Origin of the sequence: Sphingomonas silueang (assembly GCF_040049155.1) — a bacterium.
GTDB classification, from domain to species: domain Bacteria; phylum Pseudomonadota; class Alphaproteobacteria; order Sphingomonadales; family Sphingomonadaceae; genus Sphingomonas; species Sphingomonas silueang.
The window spans coordinates 1-23,606 of sequence record NZ_JBDZDK010000043.1 but is presented as its reverse complement, the minus strand read 5'-3'; the positions used below and the strand labels follow the sequence as shown (position 1 = coordinate 23,606).

General features: G+C 68.0%; 19 protein-coding genes and 1 pseudogene. 7 read left to right on the top strand and 13 right to left on the bottom strand.

From position 1 onward, the window contains the following. From ABLE43_RS21445 to ABLE43_RS21420, 6 genes and pseudogenes are all read right to left on the bottom strand, one after another. Nucleotides 1-1,031: pseudogene (locus ABLE43_RS21445) on the bottom strand (IS701 family transposase); the annotation flags it as partial. A 258-nt stretch (nt 1,032-1,289) separates the two neighbouring features. After that, nucleotides 1,290-2,600 carry an APC family permease gene (locus tag ABLE43_RS21440; protein ID WP_348980086.1) on the bottom strand — a complete coding sequence of 437 codons (1,311 nt, stop codon included), beginning with the start codon at nt 2,598-2,600 and terminating at the stop codon, nt 1,290-1,292. Beyond that, nucleotides 2,597-4,057 (bottom strand): S10 family serine carboxypeptidase-like protein, encoded by a 1,461-nt coding sequence (locus tag ABLE43_RS21435; protein WP_348980085.1) that lies wholly within the window; start codon nt 4,055-4,057, stop codon nt 2,597-2,599. Before ABLE43_RS21435 ends, ABLE43_RS21440 begins: the two co-directional genes overlap by 4 nt. Beyond that, nucleotides 4,054-5,280, bottom strand: a complete 1,227-nt coding sequence (locus ABLE43_RS21430) for a pyridoxal phosphate-dependent aminotransferase (protein WP_348980084.1) — start codon at nt 5,278-5,280, stop codon at nt 4,054-4,056. The genes ABLE43_RS21435 and ABLE43_RS21430 overlap by 4 nt, the downstream gene beginning before the upstream one ends. Nucleotides 5,281-5,314: 34 nt before the next feature. Beyond that, entirely contained in the window at nt 5,315-8,371 is a 3,057-nt protein-coding gene (locus ABLE43_RS21425) for a TonB-dependent receptor plug domain-containing protein (RefSeq protein ID WP_348980083.1), read from the bottom strand. 169 nt (nt 8,372-8,540) lie between these two features. Beyond that, the gene (locus ABLE43_RS21420; protein ID WP_348980082.1) at nt 8,541-9,947 is read right to left on the bottom strand and encodes a S10 family serine carboxypeptidase-like protein; all 1,407 of its coding nucleotides are present in this window, start codon (nt 9,945-9,947) and stop codon (nt 8,541-8,543) included. A 180-nt stretch (nt 9,948-10,127) separates the two neighbouring features. Here ABLE43_RS21420 and ABLE43_RS21415 point away from each other — a divergent pair, with 180 nt between their 5' ends. Further along, entirely contained in the window at nt 10,128-11,351 is a 1,224-nt protein-coding gene (locus ABLE43_RS21415; protein ID WP_348980081.1) for an aminotransferase class V-fold PLP-dependent enzyme, read from the top strand. Between the two features lie 25 nt (nt 11,352-11,376). Continuing rightward, the gene (locus tag ABLE43_RS21410; RefSeq protein WP_348980080.1) at nt 11,377-12,882 is read left to right on the top strand and encodes a S10 family serine carboxypeptidase-like protein; all 1,506 of its coding nucleotides are present in this window, start codon (nt 11,377-11,379) and stop codon (nt 12,880-12,882) included. Between the two features lie 13 nt (nt 12,883-12,895). Here ABLE43_RS21410 and ABLE43_RS21405 read toward each other — a convergent pair whose 3' ends face one another. Together ABLE43_RS21405 and ABLE43_RS21400 are read right to left on the bottom strand one after the other, a co-directional pair. Beyond that, nucleotides 12,896-14,962, bottom strand: coding sequence for an amidohydrolase family protein (locus ABLE43_RS21405; RefSeq protein WP_348980079.1), 2,067 nt, complete (start codon nt 14,960-14,962; stop codon nt 12,896-12,898). After that, nucleotides 14,962-15,915: an ornithine cyclodeaminase family protein gene (locus ABLE43_RS21400; protein ID WP_348980078.1), complete on the bottom strand. Its 954-nt coding sequence runs from the start codon at nt 15,913-15,915 to the stop codon at nt 14,962-14,964. The genes ABLE43_RS21405 and ABLE43_RS21400 overlap by 1 nt, the downstream gene beginning before the upstream one ends. A gap of 131 nt (nt 15,916-16,046) precedes the next feature. Here ABLE43_RS21400 and ABLE43_RS21395 point away from each other — a divergent pair, with 131 nt between their 5' ends. The 4 genes from ABLE43_RS21395 (at nt 16,047) to ABLE43_RS21380 (ending at nt 19,324) form a co-directional block, all read left to right on the top strand. Then, on the top strand, nt 16,047-16,520 hold the full coding sequence (locus ABLE43_RS21395; protein ID WP_348980077.1) for an Lrp/AsnC family transcriptional regulator: 474 nt from the start codon (nt 16,047-16,049) through the stop codon (nt 16,518-16,520). Between the two features lie 124 nt (nt 16,521-16,644). Next, complete coding sequence (locus ABLE43_RS21390; RefSeq protein WP_348980076.1) at nt 16,645-18,372, top strand: M61 family metallopeptidase; 1,728 nt, start codon at nt 16,645-16,647, stop codon at nt 18,370-18,372. 77 nt (nt 18,373-18,449) lie between these two features. Beyond that, on the top strand, nt 18,450-18,758 hold the full coding sequence (locus ABLE43_RS21385) for a type II toxin-antitoxin system TacA family antitoxin (RefSeq protein WP_348980075.1): 309 nt from the start codon (nt 18,450-18,452) through the stop codon (nt 18,756-18,758). Between the two features lie 152 nt (nt 18,759-18,910). After that, nucleotides 18,911-19,324: a GNAT family N-acetyltransferase gene (locus ABLE43_RS21380; protein WP_348980074.1), complete on the top strand. Its 414-nt coding sequence runs from the start codon at nt 18,911-18,913 to the stop codon at nt 19,322-19,324. Nucleotides 19,325-19,403: 79 nt separating this feature from the next. Here the strand turns inward: ABLE43_RS21380 and ABLE43_RS21375 are convergent, their stop codons facing one another. The 4 genes from ABLE43_RS21375 to ABLE43_RS21360 form a co-directional block, all read right to left on the bottom strand. Then, nucleotides 19,404-19,784 (bottom strand): PIN domain-containing protein, encoded by a 381-nt coding sequence (locus ABLE43_RS21375; RefSeq protein WP_348980073.1) that lies wholly within the window; start codon nt 19,782-19,784, stop codon nt 19,404-19,406. After that, nucleotides 19,781-20,023 (bottom strand): AbrB/MazE/SpoVT family DNA-binding domain-containing protein, encoded by a 243-nt coding sequence (locus tag ABLE43_RS21370; RefSeq protein ID WP_348980072.1) that lies wholly within the window; start codon nt 20,021-20,023, stop codon nt 19,781-19,783. Before ABLE43_RS21370 ends, ABLE43_RS21375 begins: the two co-directional genes overlap by 4 nt. A gap of 159 nt (nt 20,024-20,182) precedes the next feature. Next, complete coding sequence (locus ABLE43_RS21365) at nt 20,183-20,581, bottom strand: type II toxin-antitoxin system VapC family toxin (protein WP_066781968.1); 399 nt, start codon at nt 20,579-20,581, stop codon at nt 20,183-20,185. Next, nucleotides 20,574-20,822, bottom strand: a complete 249-nt coding sequence (locus tag ABLE43_RS21360; protein WP_018251286.1) for an AbrB/MazE/SpoVT family DNA-binding domain-containing protein — start codon at nt 20,820-20,822, stop codon at nt 20,574-20,576. Before ABLE43_RS21360 ends, ABLE43_RS21365 begins: the two co-directional genes overlap by 8 nt. 232 nt (nt 20,823-21,054) lie before the next feature. Here ABLE43_RS21360 and ABLE43_RS21355 point away from each other — a divergent pair, with 232 nt between their 5' ends. Continuing rightward, nucleotides 21,055-21,762 (top strand): recombinase family protein, encoded by a 708-nt coding sequence (locus tag ABLE43_RS21355; RefSeq protein ID WP_209308654.1) that lies wholly within the window; start codon nt 21,055-21,057, stop codon nt 21,760-21,762. Between the two features lie 24 nt (nt 21,763-21,786). On the opposite strand, the gene ABLE43_RS21350 is transcribed toward ABLE43_RS21355, so the two are convergent. Further along, nucleotides 21,787-23,606: sensor domain-containing diguanylate cyclase (locus ABLE43_RS21350; protein ID WP_348980071.1), on the bottom strand; the 1,820-nt coding region annotated here is incomplete at its 5' end.

The window sequence follows — 23,606 nt, the reverse complement described above, 5'->3', positions numbered from 1 at the left end:
GGTCTCGAAGCTGTCCTCGATGGCCCAGCGATGCCCTTCCACCCCGACAAGGGTTTCGATGGTTGTGCCGGCAGGGCTACCCATGTCGTGAAGAAGGCAAGGTCGTCACCGGCGACGTGGCGGCGGATCAACATGCCTCTGGTCCATGTCCCGGTTGCGCCATCGACGTATTCGTCGGCTTCGAGGTCGGCGAGTTGGAAATAGGCCCAGTCGTGGAGGCGTTCGCCCTTGGTGCCCTGACCCGCCGACAGACGCTGCCACGCAGCAGGATCGAGGTCATTTGCGATCTGCGCGGCGGTGCCCGCAACGACCGGCTTGTCACCCCATGAGCCGAAGCGATGGTCGCCTTTCACGCCCAGCACATAGCCCTTGCCGGCACGGCGCAGCACCTGCTCGATGTCGCCGACACCGTAGACCGCATCCGCCGCGACCCAGGCGAACGGCATACCCGCTGTGATCGCACGTTCGATCATCTCCACTGCCAGTGCCGGCTTGGTTGCGAATGCCGTGCCCTCCGGCACATGCGCAGCCGCCAGGCGTGCCGGGTCGGTGGTCCAACTCTTCGGCAGATAGAGGGCCCGGTCGACCAAGGCATGGCCCCTGGCCGAGACATAAGCAGCGAACACGCCGATCTGGCAGTTGGTCACCTTGCCCGCCGACCCGGTATATTGACGCCCAACGCCGCACGACGCCTTGCCCTGCTTCAGGAATCCAGTTTCGTCGATGACCAGCACCGCATCATCGGTGCCAAGATGTTCGATGGCATAGTCGCGCACGATGTCGCGCAGGGCATCTGCATCCCACCGTCCGCGCCCCAGGATCGCCTGCTGCCGCTATGGTCCGGCATCGCCCGCCGCCTCGGCGCGCATCCACCCGGTCTTGCGGCGCTCGTCGCCCAGCAGACCATCCAGAAAGCTGTTCGCCGATGCTGCCACACGTGCCTGGCCGAACAAGGGCCGCATCCGCGCCTTCACCTCGCGCAGTGACGATGACCAAAGCTCCAGTGTCGCCTCGATCGATGCTCCCGTCACCACAACCTCCTCGTCATGATGACACATTGATTCAGAACACGATCAAGAACGCAACTGTAATGCTAGGGTGCGCCGAACGTTTACAACACCCCGGCTTCGGCGGTGGGGGACGGTCGCCAGTCAGCGAATTAACACGGGCCTGGATAAGGGGTCGCCGGTGATGAATTGCCATTGCCGGTCGATGGCTCGCCCAACCGGTCGTCGCAACGCTCGGAACATGCCTTGCGCGGATCGGTGAGTATCGCCGACCGATCCGGTTCACATCAATGGATCGATCGTCCATCGCTGTCGACGCGTTGCCAAAAACGCGAGACCGCACAGCATCCATACGAGCAGCAGGATATAAGGCCGCCAATCGGTTTCGATGCCAACGAAGATCAGGAGGAAGGCGCTGGCCGCGCCACCGTAACCGGCGATCCGCATGCGGCGGTGCCCCGGCCTGAACGCGGCTGCCTGATAGATATCGGGGTAATGCTCCACCACCCGCGCAGCGGCGAAACAGATGCTGCCGTATTTCAGCAGATTGGGGATGTTCACCGCGAGGAACAGGAACGTCAGCTCCATCGGCAGCAACATGCCCGCGCAGCCGAGCAGGAACACCGTGACCAATGCGACATGCGGCGTGTGCCAGCGCGGATGGACCTGCCCCAGCACGGCGGGGAGCATCCCCGACTGCCCCATCGCATACAGGCTGCGGCTGAACATCGCGAACAGGGCGTTGAGCGACTTGCCGATCGACAGCACCGCCGCCAGCACCACCAGCGGCGTCGCCCATGGCCCCATGAAGCGCTTCGCCGCATCGAGGATCGGCGCGTCGCTCGCGCCCAGTGCGTCGCTGCCCAGCACGCCCAGCGCGACGAAGCCGACCGCGAGGTAGAGCAAGGTCGCCGATCCGATCGACAGCGCGATGCCCAGCGGGATCGTCCGGCGGCTGTCGGCGACTTCGGCGCCCGCCTCGGTCGCGGCCTCGATTCCGAAGAACAGGCCCATCAGCAGCGGCGTCGCGGCGATCATGCCGCCGATCCCGTGCGGAAACATCGGTTGCAGCCGGGCGCTATCGACCCCGCTGGCGCCGCCCCACGCCACGAACACGGCGAACAGCGCGAGCATGCCGACCAGCAGGACCTTCTGGACCCGTGTGGCGATATGGACCCCGAACAGGTTGGCGACGAGTGCCAGCGCCAGTACCGCCAGCATCGTCGGCTTCGTCGGCAGCGGCACCAGCATCGATCCATAGCGCACGAGGACCAGCGCGAGCACCACGATCGCGCCGACATTGGCGACGATGCGCGCCCAACCGATGCAGAACCCCCAGGTCGGATTGAGAAACCGGGCGGGCCAGACGAACGACGCGCCGGAGGCGGGGCAGGCCGAGCCGAGGAACGCATAGCTGACCGCGATCAGATACATCGGCAGCGCGGCGAGCAGCGCCGAGAACAACATCGCCGGGCCTGCGATCCGGGCGGCGGGCGCGATCGCCGAGAAGATCGACACGCCGACGGCGGTGCCGAGGCCGAGCGCCACAACGCCCCACAGGTCGATGCGCCGTGCAAGCGTCGCATCGGTCAACGGCCGTCCCCCGCCAGAAGAAAGCCGCGCAGGTCGCGCATCAGCATCGCCCAGCTCATATCGTCCGAATAGGCGACATGACCCGCCGGATAGCGCCGGTTGCGATAGCGCGCAGGCGCCAGGCTGCTTTGCGCGAACAGATAATCCGCCGCGCCGACCGTGGTGGTCAGGTCGTACAGTCCGGCGCCGACGAACAGGCGCAGGTCGGGTTCGGCAGCCATCGCCTGTTCCAACCGCGCCATGAACGGCCAGTCGTTGAACGGCGAATCGCCTGATCCATAGCGCCAGTCGCCGTCGCCCGGCGCAAGGACGCGATAGGCCGCCGGGTCCGCCACACCGATCCGTGCCAGTTGCCCGATCACCGCCTTGGCATAAAGGCCGGACACCGCCGAGAAGGCATCAGGGCCGATCGTCTCCCCGGCGTCGGCCGCGCGCGGCGCGGTGTAGCGCGCGTCGTAGCGGCCGAGGACCCGGCCGCTGGCGCGCAGCAACTCGACGCGGAACTGCTCCTTGGTGATGCGCAGGTCGTGGGCGAGATACCACGCGCGCGAGATGCCGGTCAGCGCGGCGAGCCGGGTGGCCACCGCCGCGCGGGCCGCCGGGCCCAGCGCGCGACCGCGAAACAGCACGGCGAGATAGGTTTCGGCATAGGACGACGCCTCGCGGGCGCTGGCCTGCGGCGTACACGGCATGCGGCGCATGTGGTGATAGCAGGCGATCGCCGCGAGCGTCGGCAATGCCACCGGATAGGTGACGACATTGTCGGGACGCTGCGACGTTTCGATCATGTTCAGCGCCTGGCCCAGCAGCGCGACGCCGCGCACTTTCAGCGTCGCATCCTGTTCGCGCAGCGCATCGACCATCGCGGCGGCGCGGATCGTGCCATAGCTTTCGCCCAGGATATAGAGCGGCGCGCCGCTGCGCCCGTGCGCCGCCAGCCATGCGCGGGCCAGTTGCGCGACCGCATCGGCATCGCCCCGGACCGATCGATAGAAGCCGGTGTCGGCATCCGGCGCGATCGCCGAAAATCCGGTGCCCGGGGGATCGAGGAACACGATGTCGGCGATGTCGAGCAGCGTGTCGGGATTGTCGCCGACGTCGGCGGCGGCGGGCAGGGGGGCGGCCGAGTCCTGCGGCACGCGTGCCCGGCGTGGTCCCAGCGCCCCCATATGAAGATAGGCCGATGCCGCGCCCGGCCCGCCGTTGAAGACGAACAGGACCGGCCGGTCGGCGTCACCCGCGCTGGAATAGGATACATAGCCCGCCGTCGCATCCGGCCGCCCCGGACGGCTCGCGACCTGAACCAGCCCGACCTCCGCGACATAGGCGATCGTCCGGCCGTGCAGCACGGTGGTCGCGTCGCTGCGCGCCTTCACGATGGGGGGCGGCGGCGCCTGTCCGAACGCCGTGGCCATTGAGCATAGCCATGCCAGTCCGATCGCCACCCACCGTATCATCCCCGCTCCCTCCTTGCGCCGCGCTGGTCGCGATAGCGGATCAGGCCATCGGTCAGCGCCTGCAACCCGTAATCGACATCGGCGCTCGCGCGGGCGAAGCCGATGCGGACATGCCCCGCCCAGCCGAAATATTCGCCCGGCGCGACGATCACCCCGCACCGGTCGGCCAGCCATTCGGAAAACGCCACCGTATCGTCGATGCCGACGAGCCGGGGAAAGGCGATACAGCCGAAGCGTGGCAGCGCGCCTGTCACCAGCCCCGCGTCGCGCCAGTGCGCGTGATAGGATTCCATGATCGGCCGCGCGCGGCGCAGGATGTCGGCGCGATACGTCTCGAACCGCTCGGGGCGTTCGAGCACGAGCGCGGCGACCGCATGCGACAGGTTGGAGACGCCGAAATCGATCTCGTCGGCGAGCGCGCGGATACGCTCGATCGGACCGGGCGCACCGACGATCCAACCGCAGCGCAGCGTGCTGAGGCCGTGCGACTTGGTCAGGCTGCTGATGCTGACGATCGCGTCCGACAGCTGCATCGCGGGCGGCGGGCGCAGCGCCGGATCGACGTAATCGGCATAGACCTCGTCGACGATCACCCGCGCGCCATGCGCCTGCGCGACCGCGGCGACGGCGGCGAGCGTCGCCTGCGGCACCGCCATGCCCGAGGGATTGTGCAGGTTCGACAGTACGATCAGCCGGGTGCGCGGCGTCATCGCGGCGCCGATCGCGACCGGATCGATCGCGAAATCGGCGGGGTCCCGCTCGAACCGGTCGACGCCATAGCCATGGGTCTCGGCGATCTTGTGGAACAGGTCGAACCCCGGATTCTCGACCAGCACCCGGTCGCCGGGGCCCAGCAGCGCGCGGTAGATCAGCGAGAGCGCGCCGGTCGCCCCGGTGGTGCACACGATCTGCGCAGGATCGACGCCATAGTGCCGGGCGAGTTGCGCCACGACATAGGGATTGCCGCTGGTGAACGCGCTGGTGTAGCGCGCGGTGATCGTCTCGCCGAACCCTTGCGCGATGATGGCGCGCAGCTGGTCGACCGGCTCGGGCACCGAACTGTCGAACAATCCGACCAGCAGGTTGCGTTCCGACCGCACCGCGCGGATCACGCGGCGCACCCAGTGCGAGTAGGATTCGGACACCCCCGCCGCGACCGGCCCGGCGGGGGGCGGGGGCGGCGTTATCGCGAATACGGGGTCGGTCGGGTCCGGCCGGGTCATCGTCGGGGTCTGCATCCGCTCATCAGGGGGACCGTCACTTCAGCTTGATCCGCGCGCCTGCGTAGAAGCGGCGGCCGAGGATGTCGCCATAGGCGATCTGGGGATAGGACGGTTCGCGGTCGGTCAGATTGTCGATGCCCAGACGCAGCGCGAACTGGCCCAGATCGACCTGCGCCGACACGTCATGGACGACGTTGCTGCGCAGCACCGGATTGGGCACCGTCTCGATCGAGGCGTTCGGCGCGGCCGCCGTCCGGTCGAGATATTCGAGCTGGTAGGTCAGACGGAGCGGCCCCTTTTCATAGGCGGCGTTGAAGCGGCCGACCCAGCGCGGCGACAGATAGGTGCCGTCGGTGCGGACGAAGGTCGTGCCGGTGACCGAGGTCGTCAACAGCGCGTTGCGCGTCGCCGCCGCGCCCAGTTGCAGCCGCCCGAAATCGCCGCCGCCCAGCAGATCGCCGAGCGCGAACTGATAGTCCACGAGGTAGGTCTCGCCGCGATAGCGCACGACGCCCGCGTTGAACGTGGTGGTGGTGCCGGTGGCGATCGTGCCGCCGGGGCTGACCCCGTCACTGTTCGCGAGCCGGGTGAAGGCGCCGCATACCGCCGCCGAAGGGTTGGGATCGTCGTAGCAGGCGGCGGCGAAATCGGCGGTCGTGAACGGCGACAGCCCGTCGGTCAGGTCGATCTCGATCCGGTCGGCGCTGATCGTCAGGCCGGGGACGACCTTCGGCTGCAACAGGATGCCATAGGTCCAGGTGTTCGAGATTTCGTTGCGCAGCGCCGTGTTGCCGCCGGTCGTCACCAACGCCCGCTGGAAATTCTCCGACGGGTCCTGGAACCGCGCCAGTCGCGCGGCGGCGCTCAGTCCCGCGCCGGTGCCGTCGGGATCGACGCCATAGCCCGGATTGGCGGCGAACAGCGCAAGGCAGTTGGCGCGGCGTACCGCGGGGTTCGGACCACTGGCGATCCGGTCGGCGTCGCACGGATCGAATCCGGTCGAATTGAGGCCGCTGGCACTCGGGGCCAGCAGCTGCGTCAGCGTCGGTGCGCGGAAGTTGCGGCTGCGCGATCCACGCAGCGTCACGCCTTGCGTTACTTCCCAGCGCAGGCCGAGGTCCCAGACGTTCTGGTGCCCGGCGTAGCTGTTGTCGACATAGCGGAACGCGCCCTTCGCCTCGAGCAGCCGGACCAGCGGCAGCTGGAAATCCTTGCCGATCAGCGGCACGACCAGCTCGGCCGACAGTTCGTCGGTGTTGTAGCCGCCCGCCTGCGCGACCTGTCGCACGCCGGTGCCGAAGCTGCCCGCGCGGTTGGCGGCGAGCGGGTCGAAGCGGGCGCGTTCGTCGCGATGTTCATAGGCGACGCTGAAGTCGGCATTGCCCATCGGCAGCGTCGCCAGCGTGCCGCCGAGCGTGGCGAGCAGGTCGACCTGTTCGTTGGTCCAGTCGATCCCGGCGCGGGTGCTGACATAGTCGCGCGCCGCCGCCGAGACGTTGCCGTCGCCGAACGGATTGATCGGCGCGCAGGCGGCATCGTCGTTGGTCGTGATCGCATCGGCGTTGATCGCGCAGACGATCCGCCCGCCGCTCAGCGCAGCGCTGACCGCGTTGCGGAAGCGGCTGTTGACCACCTGCCAGCTACGCTGCGCGCCGTCGACCCGCGCATAGCTGCCGGCGAGCGACCAGTAGAATGCACGCTCGCCGACATCGAACCCGCCGTCGAGCGCCAGCGCGGCGCGATAGGTTTCGGTACGGGTCGTCTGGTCGTTGGCCGGGGTCAGATCATAGAAATATTTGGACAGGTAGAGCGGTGCCCCCGCCGCGAAGCCCGCATTGGCCCCCGCCAGCAGCATGCGCGCCTGGGTCGAGAGGAACGGATTGGTGATCGTGAAGGGGATCGGCCCGGCATAGTTGCCCGCGTTCAGCGTGGTGTAGCTGTTGCCCTGCGGAATCTCGGTACCCGTCGTGCGGGCATGGAGGAGTTCGGTCGACACGGTGACGCGATCGGTCAGGTCGTAATGGCCGATCAGATTGGCGGTATAGCGCTCGACGCCGGTGCGCAGGCCCGCCAGGGCCTGATATCGGAAGCCGTCGCCGCCCGAGGCGAACGGAATGCCTTGGATGGCGCCGGTGTCATACCGCACGACGCCGCCGTCGGGGGCGAATTGCAGCGCGTTGCCGCTGCTGCGCGCGAGGAACTGGGGGACGGGCGCGGGGCGGGTGAAGATCACGCCATTGCGGTTGAACGGCCAGAAGGCGGCGTTGAAGATTTCCTTCACCGCCGGAATCCCGTCCGCCGGGCCGGTATCGGCCGCATTGCTGACGGTCAGCCGCCCGCGATCGGACAGCGGGCGGGCATCGAACATCAGCGTGGGCGATCTGGAATAGCCCAGATCGACCGCGATGTTGCCGCGCCCGCCGCCGAAGTTCGCTCCCGCCGTCGCGCGCAGGCTGGGCGTCGCATAATCGCCGCGTTCGGAAATGCCGTTCTGCGCATCGAGGACGAGGCCGGAGAAATCCTTCTTGACGATATAGTTGACGACACCCGCGATCGCATCCGATCCATAGACCGCCGCACCGCCGCCCTGATACACCTCGACCCGGTCGAGCAGGCCGAGCGGGATGATGTTCGCATCGACGAAGGCGTTGCCTACCCCGTCGTCCGCGCCGATGCCCGAGCCGGTCGTGACCATCCGCCGCCCGTTGAACAGCGTCAGCGTGCGGCCGGTCCCGAGGTTGAAGAGATTGGGCGCCTGAAACCCCGGCCCGCTGCTGTTGCCGCTGCCGTCGGCCTGGTTCAGCACCGGCGCGTTCGATGGCAGGTTGTTGAGCGCGTCGGCGGCGGTCACGAAGCCGCGATCGGTGATCGCCTGCGCGGTTATTTCGGCCACGGGAGCGGCCTCGTCCAGCCCGGCGCGGCGGATGCGCGATCCGGTGACGACGATCATGTCGTCGACCGGCGGCGCGGCGTCGGTCGCGATCGATGCGGCGACGGGCTGCTGCGCCAGCGCAGGCATCGCCGAGAGGGCGCCCAGGATCGCGGTCGATGCCATCAGGCCGCGGACCATTCCGAACTGTACGTGCTGCATGAAGCCCCCTTGCTGTCGCTTGCCCCGGATCGTGCGGCCTGTGCGCCGTCTGCGGTCCGTCCCTGTGCGGCAGCATAGCGCGGGTGCCGGGGTATTTTTGCGCGTTGCGGCGCGATCGGTGCGGGCAAAGGACTGACGTTGGCGCGATCATGGCAACTATGCGCAAAAATTATGCGCGAACGCCAAGGAACGCTGCAAGCTCCTTGCCGAAGCGCGCGGTTTCGCGAGGGTCTTCATACATCATATGGCCGCCGGCATAGCAGCGCAGCGCGAAGCGGCGCGGCAGGCCGCCGGGTAGCGCGGCGACCGTGGCGGCGTTGCCGGCGCAGCTGTTGAGCGAATCATACAGGCCAGTCGCGACCCACACCCGCAGCCGGCTATCCTTCGCCATCGCGCGCAGGATCCAGGGTTGCGACGCGCTCGGCGGTCCTTCCCCCGCCATCGCGCGGGCGAGCGACTCCCGGGTGATCGGCGACTGGTCGTAGCGCCACTGACCGCCGACAGCGTCGGCCGGCCCGTCGATCCCGGCATAGCGCCCGGCGGCATAGCCAAGCGTGGTGCGGTAATAAGTGAGGACGACCCGGTCGTCGGCCGCGTCGTCGCGCCGGTCGGTCCGGCGCATGTCGAAGATGTCGAGCGTCTTCCCCTCAGCGGCGAGCAGGCGGGTGCGGAAGTCGCGCGGCGACACCCACAGCGTCGCCGGATCGATCGTCGCAGGATCGAGTCCCTGATAGCGCGCGAGCGCGGCGACGATCGCGTTGCGCTGCGCCGGTGTCAGCGCGGCGGGATCGGCAAGCGCGGGGGCGTAGATATGGTCGGCCCAGCGTTCTGCGTCGGCAAGCGTCGCCACCCGATCGCGTTGCAGCCCGGGGGCGAGTTTGCCGAGCGCGAGCGCGGTCGCGGTCCGGTTGACCAGCGACAGCGCGCGGCGGCGGTTAGCCTGTGGTTCCTCGCCGAGCGGAATGCCGCCCGAGATCAGCGCGACCCCCGCGACCGGGATATGCTTCCCGACCAGCGCCTCCGCCACGCCCGACGCACGCCAGGTGCCGAAGCTCTCGCCGACGAGGTTGATCGCTCCGGCCCCGCGCCGATAGCGCCGGCGGAAGCCTTCGACGAAATCCGCCGTCGCGGCGATATCGGCGACGGTGCCGTAGAAGGCGGTGGCCTGGCCCGGATCGTCGGCGCGGCTGAAGCCGGTGCCGACCGGATCGACGAACACGAGGTCGGTCGTGGCAAGCGGGCTGTCGGGGTTGTCGACGAGCGTGCTCCCGCGCAGGACGCGCGGGCCGATCGCATGGAATTGCAGCGTGCGCGAATCGGCGCCGGGGCCGCCGTTCCACACGAAGCTGATCGGGCGGCGCGCGCGTCCGGGCAACAGATAGGCGGTGTAGACGATCCGCGCGCCCGCCGTGCCGACGCGCACCGGCACCTCGCCGACACAGGCGACATAGTCGAGCGTGCGTCCCGCGATCCGCGCGCGGTGCAACGTCTCGACCGCATCGAGCGCGCAGGTGCGCGCGGCGGCCGGGGTGGCGGTCAACGCCAGCAGCACGCCGGTCAAGGCCCATCGGATCATTGCGACACTCCTTTTCCCCTTGGGATAGCGGCGATCGTTCGGCAGGATTATGCACAGATCGCCCGTCCCCGCCGATCGCCGGCCGCGCCCGCCGTCACAGCCGTACAGGACGCAAGATTTATGCGCGGGCATTGCGATAGGCTGTCGACCGGACAGGGGGGACGCAGGGTGGCGCAAGGGGTGACACGACGCGGAATGCTGGCAGGCGGGGCGATGCTGCCGCTCGCGACGCGCGGCGTGGCGGCCGGCCCACCCGCGCTGCCCGACCGCGCCAGCTTCGCACCGATGGCGGGCGCCTATCTGGACAGCGGAACGATGCACCCGCTGCCGATCGGCGCGCGCGACGCGGCGCGGGCGTATCTCGACCAGCGCGCGACGATGGACGGGTATTTCCCGACCGACGCGGTCGAGGGGCGGGTGAAGGCGAATTTCGCCCGGCTCATCAACGCGACCCCGGCCGAGATCGCCTTCGTACAGAGCACGACGGCCGGCGAACAGGCGGTCATCGACGCGCTCGGCTTCCCGCGCGAGAAGGGGCGGATCGTCACCGACACGCTGCACTTCTTCGGGTCCTTCTATCTCTATCAGGAACTGGCGCGACAGGGGGTGGAGGTCGTGTGGCTGCGCCCGCGCGCCAACCGCATCGCGATCGACGATATCGAACGCGCGGTCGTGGCGGGCACGCGGCTGGTCGCGCTGTCGCTTGTGTCGACCTACAACGGGTTCGAACACGACCTGAAACGGGTGTGCGAGATCGCCCATGCGAAGGGCGCGCTGGTCTATGCCGACATCATCCACGCGGCGGGCGCGGTGCCGGTCGACGTGCGCGCCAGCAACGTCGATTTCGCCGCCTGCGCCAGCTATAAATGGCTGATGGGGGATTTCGGGCTGGGGTTCCTCTATGTCCGCGCCGACCTCCACGACCGGCTGCGGCGGACCCGCTATGGCTATTACCAGCTCGATCGGTTCGACCCGCATGTCTATCCGTTCGATACCCCCGCGACGAACGCCGGATACCCGATTGCCGACGTGACGCCCCGGCGCGACATGGAGGGGCTGTTGGCCGGCGGCACTCATGCGCATGCCGTGTCGGCGATGCTCGACTGGTCGCTCGACCATCTTCTGACGCTGGGCGTCGAGCGGATCGCCGCGTGGCGGCAGCCGTTGCTGCAGCGGTTGCACGCGGGACTGGCGGCGCGCGGCTATACCGTCGTCACCCCGCCCGAGAGCCGCACGCCGCTCGTGACCTGCGTGCTGGAGGGCGGGCGCGAACGGCTGTCCGCGCCGCTCAAGGCGGCGAACGTGCAGATCACGCTGTCGCGCAACCGGTTCCGGGTCAGTCCGTCGGTGTTCAACACGACCGAGGATATCGAACGGCTGCTCGCCGCGCTGCCGCGTGCCTGACTATCCAACGAGAGAACCGATGCCGATGCGCCGCCTCCTCCCCTTCGTCGCCCTGTTGCTTACCCCCGCAGCGCTGCCCGCGCAGGACGAGGGGAGCGCGCCGATGTCGCCCGCGTTCCTGCGCGCGATGGAGCCGATGGTGCCGCGCGACGCCGCCACTGCGCGGGTGGTGACGACGCAGGCTCGCATCATGCTGAACGGTCGTCCGTTCGCCTATCGCGCGATCGTCACCGAACAGCCGATGCCTGGCGCGGACGGCAGCCCGGTCGCGGTCGCCGTCAGCTATGCCTATGTCGCCGAGGGCGCGGGCGATGCCGCCAGAAGGCCGGTGGTGTTCCTGTTCAACGGCGGACCCGGCGCATCGTCGTCGCCGCTGCATATGCAGGCGTTCGGGCCGCGCCGGATGGTCGGTACCGGCGATGCCGCGCGGCTGGAGGACAATCGCCACACGTTGCTCGACATCGCTGATCTGGTGTTCATCGATCCGGTCGGAACCGGCGCGTCGATGCCGCTGCGGGGTAAGGACGCATCGCCCTATTTCGGGGTGGGCGGCGATGCGCGCGGGGTGGCGTCGATGATCGCACGCTGGCTGGCGGCGAACGGACGGAGCGCCTCGCCGGTGCTGCTGGTCGGCGAGAGCTATGGCACCGCCCGTGCGCTCGCGATCCTGAACGAGACGATGGCGGCGAAACAGCCGCTGCCCGACGGCGTCGTGCTGCTGTCCTCGGCGATCGGCGAAAGCGACGGGCCGGTGGTGTCGGACGCGATGCTGTTCCCCACGCTGGCGGCGGTCGCGTGGTATCACGGCGCAGTGGACGCCAAGGGGCAGGGCGTCGCGGCATGGTATGACGCGGCGCTGCATTTCGCGCAGACCGACTATGCCGCCGCGCTGATGCAGGGGCCGGCGCTGCCCGCCGCCGACAAGGCCCGGATCGCGGCGCGCATGGCGGCGTTCACCGGCCTGCCCGCCGCGACGATCGCGTCGAAGAACCTGCGGCTCGAACGGCGCGACTTTATGCTGGGGCTGCTGGCGGACAGGGGGCTGCGCACCGGACAGCTCGACGGTCGCGCGACGCGGGCGATCGCGCAGAGCAACCTGCGCCCGCCGTTCGACGATCCGTCGATGTCGCTGGGCATGGGCACGGCGACGCGGATCGAACGCTATCTGAAGGACGATCTGGGCTATGCGGTACCCAGCGCGTATCGCAGCCTGAACCTTGGCATCAACTTCAAGTGGAGCTGGGACAAGGAGTATGGCGGCAGCTACCGCGCGATGGCGTTCGCGCCCTATCTGCGCGCGGCGATGGCGGCGAAGCCCGCGCTGCGCGTGTTCGCGGCCGGTGGTTATTACGATATCACTACCCCGGTCTTTGCCGGTCAGTTCGCGATCGAGCAGAACGGCGTTCCCGCCGACCGCGTGACCTTCCGCCGCTATGCCGCGGGCCATTCCGCGTTCGAGGACGACGCCGCGCTGGCGGCGCTGAGCCGCGACCTGCACCGCTTCGTGGGCGAGGTGATGGCGGCGCGGTGATGCGCCAGCGCCGTCAGAACAGATATTCGTCGGCAACGTCATGGCCCGGCGCGCCGCCCGGCACCCCCACCGCTGGAGCCGGCAGCGTAAGGCGCGGAGCGGGGGCGAAGGGTTTGACGCCGAACGCCGGGTAGATCTGGGACGGGAAATAGAGCGTGCCGTCCTTCACCACCATCGCGATGCGGTGCAGTTCCTTGAGGTCGCGGGTCGGATCGCCCGGCAGCAGCAGGAAGTCGGCGAGCTTGCCGCGTGCGATCGAACCCGCCTGTTGGTCGTTCCCCAGATACTGCTCGGGTGCCAGCGTCGCGAGGCGCAATACCTCGGGGATCGCTATGCCCGCCTCGGCATAGATTTGCAGTTCGCGGTGGAGCGACAGCCCGGTCTGGTCGTCGGTGCCGGGCAACAAGCGGATGCCGCGATCGTGCAGCAGTTTCAACGTCTCGCGCACCTTCGCCATCGCGCCCGCATAGGCGGCGGCGTCGGCCGGGCCGGCGATCGGCGCGATCGCCTGACGGCGGCGGCGTTGCAGGCCGATCGGCAGATGGTCGATATAGCCCGCGACCGCCGGATTAGGCACGCCGTCGCGCCCACCCATCAACAGCTCCAGCGTCACCGCCGTCGGATCGTGCGCGATATTGCCCGCGACCATATGCGCGACCGTCCGCATCACGCGCGGCGATGCGAGGTCGAGCGTCGCGGTACGCCGCATCGCGGTCAGCCGCAGCGGGGTACGCGTATCCTCGCCCGGGGCCAGCACCCAACCCAGCATCAGCTGGTTGATGTGCGTCACCTCGTCATAGCCGGCATCGATCATCGCATCGGCATCGGCGAAGGCGGGGACGTGGCCGGTCACGCCCATCCCCAGTCGATGCGCCTCGCGCGCGATTCCGGGCACCCATGCCGGGTTCATGCTGTTGTAGATCTTGATCTGGCGATGGCCACGCGCGGCATACCAGTGGACCGCGTCGATCGCCTGGTCCATGGTGTCGGCGACGATACCGAGCCGCGCGGAATAGGGGCTGCGCCCCTCGAGGAATCCGTTGGGGGTGATGCGCGGTCCCGCCACCTCGCCCGCGCCGATGCGGCGGATCAGGTCGGGCAGGAAGGTGTTGTCGTTGCCCATGTCGCGGACCGACGTGACGCCGGCGGCGATGTAGAGCAGCGCCGATTCGAGGCTGACATGCGCGTGCATGTCGTGCAATCCGGGCAGCAACGTGCCGCCCGCCCCGTCGATCAGCGCTTCGCCGGGCGATGCGGGCGCATCGAGCGGCTGTATGCCGGTGATCCGGCCATTGGCGAACACGACCGACACCGGAACCCCGAGCGTGGCGGTAACGGAATCGAACACGCGGACGTTGCGAATTCGCACCGGCGCGTCGACACGGTGGGCGAAGCGGCGCTGGAGCGCGGCATAGCGCTCCAGCGTCAGCCGCGTCGCGAGCGCGGTGAGCGCCGGCACGTCGCGCTCATGCCCTTCGCGCACCGTCGCGCCGCCCGCCCCCAGCACCGCGAACAACGTATCGTTCGGCTCCAGCAGGATCAGCTCAGGCGACAGGTCGATGCCGCTGAGCGCATAGGCGCGGTAGGGCGCGTCACCGATCCAGTGCGTGCCGAGCGGTTCGATGCGGAGCACGCCGCCGGGCAGCATCGGCAGCGTGCCGCCCGGCACCTTCAGCAACGCGCGCGCATATAGCCCCAGCGCCCATGGGCTGGCCGCCTGCGAGACATAGAGCGCCGGCGCGCGCAGCGCGGCTTCGCCGGGGCCGGTCGCGTCGGTCCAGCGCGCGGTAGTGGCGTCGCGGGCGAAGCGTTCGTGGATGTCGCCGCCGAACGTCCCCTTGCCGTCGAGCGTCCAGCGCCGCGGCAGTCCGTCGGGGTCGAGGTCGATCGCCTCGTCCATCGTCGGCCCGCGCCCGTTGTTCTTGACGTCGTGATGGATCAGGGCCCGGTCGCCGCTGTGCGTCGCGACGACGCTGCCGACCTTTTCGCCGTTGGCGATCACCGACAGCCGCTCGGGCGCCTGCGCAAACGCAGTTCCCGGTGCGGTCGTGGCCAGCAGTGCGGCGAGGAGCAGGCGCATCAGCGGCCTGCCGTGCGATGGAGGTGCGCGGCGGCGGCAAGGTCCTGCACCGTATGGCCGAGCGATTTGTAGAGGGTGATGTCGTCGGGACCGGTGCGCCCCGGCGTCCGGCCGAGCAGCACCTCGCCGATCTCGGCGACGATATGGTCGTCGCCGATCAAGCCCGCCGCGCGGGCGACGAGAAATTCGGCCGCGGCATCGCGCGCGGAGGCGATGCTGTCGGCGATATAGCGGCTTCGCACGACCAGCGCGCTATCGACCTCGACCGGGCCGGGGCCGCTGGATCCGATGACGTTGACATGGGTGCCGCCCCGAACCCAATCGCCGAGCACGACCGGTTCGGCGGCGGCGGTCAGCGTGCAGATGACGTCCGCCGCGCCGCAGGCGGCGGCCAGATCGTCGGCGCGCTCGCAGGGCAGGTGCGGAAAGGCCGCGACCAGCGCACCGGCGCGGTCGGGATCGCGGCCCCAGACCAGCACCCGGTCGAACCGCCGGACGAGCGGCAGCGCGTGCAGATGGCTGTGCGCCTGTCCCCCGGTGCCGACGATCAGCAGCGTCGCGGCATCGGCGCGCGCCAGCGCGTCGGTCGCGACCGCCGTGGCGGCCGCAGTGCGGATATGGGTGATCTCCTCGGCATCGGCGACCGCGACCGGGCGGCCCTCGACCGGTTCGAACAGCACGACCAGGCCACGGTGGCGACGCTTGCCCGGCGCGTGGGGGTCGGCGAACACGCTGATCGTCTTGGTGCCGAACATGGCGTGGTCGCCGAGCGCGCCCGGCATCTGCGCGAAAGTCCGCCCCGGCCCCAGCGACAACATCGTGCGCAGCAGCTGGCGGGTGGTCCCCGCCGACAGCGCCATCATCGCCGCCCGCACCGCCGCGATACAGTCGGCATAGCCAAGCCCGGCACGCACCGCCGCGCCATCGAAGATCGCCAGTTCGTCGCGCTGCATCCCTGCTCTCCGCCGTGTCACCTCGCCACGTCAGCGTAGCCCGAAGGCGCGGCGAATGCTTGCCGATCGATCGCATCCATGGTCCAATCGCGATCCGTTCAATTCTCATTCGCCCGGACCCGTGCATAAACATGGCTGATACGCTCGACCGCCTCGACCTGAAAATCCTCGACCGGTTGCAGATTGATGCCGCCGAATCGTCGAGCGAGATCGCCGATCGAGTCGGGCTGTCGCAGTCGCCGTGCTGGCGCCGCATCCAGCGGTTAAAGGAGGAAGGCTATATCAAGGCGCAGGTCGCGGTGCTCGATCGCGAGAAGTTCGGCGAGAGCATGTACATCTTCGCCCAGCTCAAGATGGGGCGGCTGAGCGACGAGGAACGCGACCGCTTCATGCGTGCGGTCGAGGATATTCCCGAGATTACCGAGGCCTATACGCTGTTCGGCGAGATGGACGTGATGCTGAAGGTGCTGGCCCCCAACATGGGCTGGTACCAGAATTTCACCTTCCGCACGCTGCTGCGCCTGCCCGGCGTCCAGGACGTCCGCTCGATCGCGACGCTGTCCGAGATGAAGTGCACCCACCGGCTGCCGCTGCCGACCGCATGAACGGGGCAGAGGCGGAGCGACGCTGCGAATAGTTTATGCAGGAGGACGTGTCGTGCGGCGCGCTTGCGGCACGATTTCGCGCCGGTGCTGCGCTACGCTGGACGCGATCAACCATGGAGGCATCATGATCCCGGCCAAGTCGCGTATCCTTCTGCTGGCGGGGGCGTGGCTGTCGCTGATCGGCGCGGCGCCGGACGCCGACGATCCGCGCTTCGTGGTCGTCCTCGCCCCCGGCGCGCCCGACGCGGCGCGCAGCGTCCCGTTCGTCGACGTGGTGCTGGAGGCGCAGGCGATCCGCGCCGCGCCGGGCGACGCGCTGTTCGAGCTGCCGGTGGTCGCCAACACCGTCGTCACCAGCGCGGCGCGCCTGCAGGGGCTGACGCTGTCCGACGCGCAGGGGGCGATCGCGGTGACGGTACAGGACGTGGCCGAGGACGGATCGAACACCACCCGCCGGTGGCGCACGCCCCGCGCGGTCGACGGGGTCGTCACCGTGCGCTACCGCGTGCCGATCAATGCCGCCGGGCCGCCGCTGGCGCTGCCGCAATATGAGATGCGGACCGAGGACGGCACCTTCTCCGCGGCGGGCAACGCCTTTCTGCTACTGCCGGTCGACGGCAAGCCGCGCCGGACGCGCGTGCGCTGGGACTTTGCGCGCTATGGTGCGGGCGGGGTAGGCGTGTCGAGCCTGGGCGTCGGCGACGCCGTCACGACGGCGGCGATCCCGGCGCGGCAACTCGCCTCCGCCTATTACATGGGCGGGCGTCCCGGCGTCGCGGGGCCGGAGCGCGACGGCTTCTTCGCCGCGTGGCAGGGACAGCCCCCGTTCGCGATGGCGCCGCTGATGACATGGGCGGGGGCGCTGCACCGCTATTACGGCGATTTCTTCGGCTATGCCCCGCCGCGCTTCGGCGTGTTCGGGCGCACCAATACCCGCAATCCGGGCAGCGGCATCGGGCTGGCTGACAGCTTCGCCTTTACCTTCAACGCTACCTCGACGCCCGACGACCTGCGCACGCTGCTGGCGCACGAGATGCTGCACAGCTGGGTCAATTCGCTCGACGGATCGATGGACGCGGCGGGCGGGCTGGACCGGTCGTGGTTCGGCGAGGGGCTGGCGGTGCATTACCAGCGGACGCTGCCGTACCGCGCGGGCATGATGTCCGCCGAGGCATTCCTCAACGACCTGAACGAGACGGCGGCGCGCTATTATACCAACATCAAGATCGCGACGCCGAACGCCGACATTCCCGGGGGCTTCTGGCGCGATACGCGGGTGCGTGTCCTGCCCTATGACCGCGGATCGCTGTATTTCGCGACGGTCGACGCGCAGATCCGGGCGCGGTCGGGCGGGCGCCGCTCGCTCGACGACATCGTCCGCGCGATGCTCAAGGCACGGCGCGACGGCGGGCGGATGGACGAGGCGTTGTACCGCCAGCTGCTGAAGGCCGAGCTGGGCGAGAAGGGCATCGCCGATCTCGACGCGATGCTCGGTGGCGCGACCGTACTTCCGCCGTCCGACGCCTATGGCTCGCGCTTCCGCCGGGTCGTCCGGCGGTTGCAGCGCTACGACCTGGGGTTCGACATGGCATCGCTCCAAACGAGACCGCGCGTCGTGCGCGGGCTGAAACCGGGATCGAACGCCGCCGTCGCCGGCTTGCGCGATGGTGACGAGATTCTGAACGGCTTTCCGCAGGACGCGCTGCAAGGCGACCAGCAGGCGTTCGTGACGCTCGACCTGCGACGCGCGGACCGGACGTTCTCGCTCCGCTATCGGCCGAGAGGGGAGACGGTCGATGCCTACCAATGGGAGATGACCAACTCGGCACGCTTAGTTCCAAAAAAACGATAACGCCTTGAGGGTCCAACCGTTGTTGAAGTGTACGCCGCCAAGGCGTACATGATGCGTCGGGTTGACGGAGGTGTACCATGCTCGGCTTTCGGGATCAGATCGGCGCGATCGACGAGCGCAGCAGTGAGCGGATGAACTTCCGTACCAAGCCGCGCATCAAGCAGGCGATCCAGCAGGCAGCGGCGCTTTCCGGGGTGGATGATTCCGTCTTCACGATGAACGCCGCCTATCGCTCGGCGATGGAGACGATCGCGGCGCACGAGCGTACCGCTCTGCAACCGGTCGATCACGCACGGTTCTTCGCGGCACTCGACACGCCGCCGGCGCCTGCCGACCGGCTGCGCGCGGCGTTCGCCCGGCATCGCGAGACGATCGCCAGCAGGTGACGGCGGACGAGCGTACAAGACCATATGCTATCGAACCGCTCGATCCAGCCAGGCACGATCGAGCGGCGTTTTCCTGCGGCATATCGCAGGTCGACAATTTCTTTCGTCGAACCGCCAACAAGCTCGCGAAGGCCGATACCGTCCGCACGTTCGTGATGGTCAGTCCGGAGGACAAGCTGATCGGCTTCTATGCCACCAACGCCCATGCCATCGACTATACCGAACTGCCCGACCGGTTCGGGCGCAACCGCCCGGCGCATGGCAGCATCCCGGCGGCGTATATTTCGATGATCGGGGTCGACAGCCGCTTTCAGGGACAAGGCTATGGTGGCGATCTCCTGGTGGATTGCCTGACGCGTCTGGCCAGGGCAGCCGAGGTGTTGGGGATCGCCGTGGTGATGCTCGACGTGCTCGATTGCGGCGATCCGGAGAAGGTGGCGAAGCGCGTGGCCCGCTACACCAGCTATGGCTTTCAACCGCTGGCATCGAACGGCTTGCGGCTGTTCCTGCCGATGGCGACGGTTCGCATGCTAACCGCGCAGGCCGGAACAGAACGCGGCGTCTGAATATCGTAGCGCCCTTCCCCGTACCGCCCAGGTCCAAGGTGCGCCTGACTGCCAGGCGTTCCCGAAAGATCGATGCCTCTCAGCGGATCGTCACTACCTTGACCCCGGTGGCGGAAGCGACGTCCTTCCACGCGCGGTCGGCGGTCCAGGCAGGGAGGACGTCGCGTTTGGCCAGCGCGAGGCAGAAGCGCTCGCCGAGCGACAGGCTAGGCGCCTGGGCGGAGAGCCGCGCGGCGTCGCGGGCGAGCGCGGCGTCGGCCGGGACCAGCACGATCGGCAGCGAGCGCAGCATCCGGTCGACGACCTCGTCGGGCATGCCGAGCTTGTGATAGTGCGAGGCGACCTCGGCCATGCCGACCACCGACATCCGCGCCCCTGCCAAGGCGCCCTCGACCTTCTTCGCCCCGGCCTCGCCGCGCAGCAGCGCAAGCAGCGCGGAGGCATCGAGTACCACGCTCATTCGCCGCCCTCGCGCGCACGATCGGCGAGGAAGGCATCGACGCTGCCGTCGGGCACATCGCGGTACTGGCGGGCGAGCGCCTGTGCCTGCGCCACGATCTGTGGCACGGTGCGCAAAATCACGCCGTTGTCTGTTTCGTCGAGCCAGACCGCACCGCCGCCGGTTAGCCCTAAGCGCTTGCGGATGTCGGCGGGCAAACTCATGCGCCCGTTGGGGGTGATGTTGACTTGTACGGTCATGCGGACAGTTGTAGGTTTCCCTAAAATGGTGGACGCCATCCTACCTACAGCAGCAGCTGAAAAGAGTGGATCTGCGCCCGAAACAGTGGACGGCAGCCGCTCTGTTCCGCCACAACTCGCCTGCCTGAGCGTACCGTACCCAAAAGCACGAATGTGCGGCTAATCGGCCAGCGGCCGTACGTTGGTGATGGTGACGCCGACCTCAGCGCTCGCCAGCGGCCCGTCCGTCGTGAACATCTCCGCTTGTAGGTCAATCGCCAAGGCAAGACACGCTCGGTCACCAAGCGAAAGTCCAAGCGCCTTCGTCGACGGTCGCAGGTCGCCTATGATGAGCGCCTGGGCAGGAGAGAGCGGCCGTACATCGAGGTGCAGCCCGCCAAGAGCCTCACGTACCTCGTCGAGCGGCAATCCTCGGTCCCGAAGCTTGGAGACGACCTCGGCGAGGTTGGTCGTTCCGATAATGCTGCGGGTCAGGACGTCGACTACCCGATCCGCCCCAGGTTCGTCGTTCAGAAGGCAGAGCAGGGCGGAGGCGTCGAGTACGACCTTGCTACTCACGCTCCGCCTCGCGCCGGCGCTCTGCGATCAGCTCGTCAGCCAAACCGACGCCTTCGGGCACATATTTGCGAAGGATCGCGCGAGCCCTTTCGAGCGCCTTAGGCACGGAACGTACCCGTAGCTCGCCATCGTCGACATCGACGAGAACGGTATCACCCGTGGTGATCCCGAGCTCACGGCGCATGGCCGCCGGGATCACGAGTTTACCACCGTCCACGATCTTGACCCTCTGTGCTTCCATCTGCACTGAACTCGCTTGGCTGACCCAACTCTCGGATCATACCGGATATTGGCGCTGACGGATAGCGCGAAGCAGCGCACTTCAGCGCGTTTGGTGATCAGTCGTCGTTCATATCAGCGCCATTAGCTACTTAGACCTGGCTTGCTGAGCTAGGCTCGACAGGATCGGCGTTTGCTATTCCGAGCCGGTTGCCGCAGTGGTGGCTCACATGGGTGTACCGAACGGAGCCAGCATGACGAACCCGATCCGCGCTGCGCGCGTGTACCTGCGCGTAAGCACCGACGAGCAGGACCTGACCCGGCAGGAAGCAATTGTCACCGGTGCGCGCGCAGCAGGCTATTACGTCGCGGCGGTTTACCGCGAGAAGGCGTCGGGCGCGCGGCCTGATCGGCCAGAGCTCTTACGCATGGTTGCTGACCTGCAGCCGGGCGAGGTGGTGGTTGCGGAGAAGATCGACCGGATCAGCCGTCTGCCATTACCCGAAGCCGAACTGCTGGTGGCGACGATCCGGGCGAAGGGCGCGCGGCTAGCCGTGCCAGGCATCGTCGATCTGTCCGAGCTTGTCGCTGACAGCGCCGGTGTCGCGCGCATCGTGCTCGAAGCGGTGCAGGACATGCTGCTGCGCGTCGCGCTTCAGACCGCACGAGACGACTATGAGACCCGGCGCGAGCGCCAGCGAGAGGGCATCGAGCTCGCCAAGCGAGCAGGGCGGTACAACGGCCGTAAGCCGGATATCGCCTTGCACAGGCGCATTGTTGGGCTGCGGGAGACAGGGATGAGCATCGCGCGCACGGCCGAGCTGGCGGGATGCAGCATAGCGCAGGTGAAGCGCGTTACGGCGCTGCATCGGGCACGGACGGGCTCAGGAAAAGCTCATGCCGAGCCTCGGTCTGCGGAAACTGGCGGAGGTGATTTATCGGTGCGCTTTGAATCTGGGTGAGGTCGGCGTTGGATGCCACGCGATTCAAGCCGCTAACGAAAGCATGTTCCTTCCGGCATTCTTGGAACGGTACAGTGCCTGATCCGCTGCAATGAGCGCGCCTTCCAAATCACCGTCGTCCGGGATCGGAGCGAGACCGACACTTACGGTCGCGGCCACCTGCCTGCCATCCGGCAGGGCGAGCCGCTCGGCGGCGAACTGCAGTCTAATACGTTCGCACGCGGCGCGTGCCTCGGCCAGCCTCACATCTAAGTAGAGCACAGCGAACTCTTCCCCACCAAGGCGTGCGACTGCATCCGTGCCGCGGGTATTCGCTGTGAGCACAGAGGCGAAGGTTCGAAGTACATCATCGCCCGAGGCGTGACCGAACGTGTCGTTCACCGCCTTGAAGCGATCTATGTCGAAGAGGGCGAGGAACTGCTGCCCAGGTTTGCCTGCCTGCGCGAGCCGCTCCCTAGCGATCTCTAGGCCACGGCGATTTGGAAGACCGGTTAGCGCGTCTGTCGCAGCGGCGCGGGCGAGGTCGAGCTCGACCGCCTTGCGGCGCGAGACCTCCCGCACCACGTTCACGGTTCCGCTCGCCTGGCCATGCTCGTCCGAAATGGCGCAGGCATGGCTTTCGAACCATGCCATCTCTCCCGACGCCTTCATCGCCCGGAACTCGAAAATGATGGTCTGGTCCGGCGAAAGCATAGCGCGCCGGTGCGCGTCGACGATCTGCTCCACGTCCTCAGGAGAGACGATCTCACGCGCAAGTTTGCCGACTACTGCTTCGGGCGCAAAGCCGGCGATCTTCATCAGCGATGGAGATACGAAGCTGATCCGGCCGTCTGCAGTGACCGCCATGATGATGTCGCCACTGCGGTCGGTAATGATTTTGTGAAGGGCGGCTTGCTCCTGCACCTCCGAAAAAAGGATCTTCCGCCGCTTCAGCTCCGTCGCCGCGGGAAGCGCCATCAGCGTCGCGACGGCAAGGTAGAGTTCGATAAGCTGGATTCTGCCGCCCGCACTCAGCTCCGGCATCGCAACAGGTCCCAGCCCGCGAGCAGTGCATACCGAGCCGATGATCGTCAGCAATAGTAGCGCCAAGGCGGCGCCTAATCGGCCGAACCGGAAGACCATCAGCATCAACGGAAGCAGCGGCACGAACAGGAGCGGCAGCTGCGTCTGAGCGAAGACGAGCACCGCAACCGTGACGTGCAGCGTGGTTAGGGCCGCGAGCTCATAAAGCTCTCTCCGGCGCACTGCCTTGCTCCACGCCGTGACGTCCCCGCCGATTACCAGCTTGACGATCGGCATGACCGTCAGTGTGCCCAGCGAATGGGCGACGAACCAGTTGAACGCGTTGCGCCAAACAGGAAGGTCTGCGGCCCCATGCGCAAGAAGACCTGCCGGTAGCGCGGTCGCGGCCGGGACCGCGAGCCCAGCGACCAGGAGCAAAAGGCCGAGTTCGCGCAGGGACGTGAGGTGACGAGGCGTCGGCTCGACCCGCCGCATGAGCCAGGCGATCGCAGCCCCTTCCGCAACGCCGAGCAGGGCGAATGGAAGGGCCACCTGCAAGCCAAGTCCGTGGATGGTGGTCGCGAGGGCGCTTGCGATTGCACAGCCCACCAGCCTCAGCGTCCAGGAGCGCTCCGGACGATAACGGAGATCGACCGCCAGCAACGGCGTGGCGAACCATAGAAGGGCAACGCCGCCTCCCACGCGCGTGTAGGTGACAGGTAAGCGTGGCCTGAGGGCCGCCTTGCCCGTTTGGCCGTAGCCGGGATGCTTATCGTCTTTGACGAGGGCGCGGGCGGTGCGGGAAGTTTTCGGTTCTGAGACTGGTCGTACGAGCGCTCGTA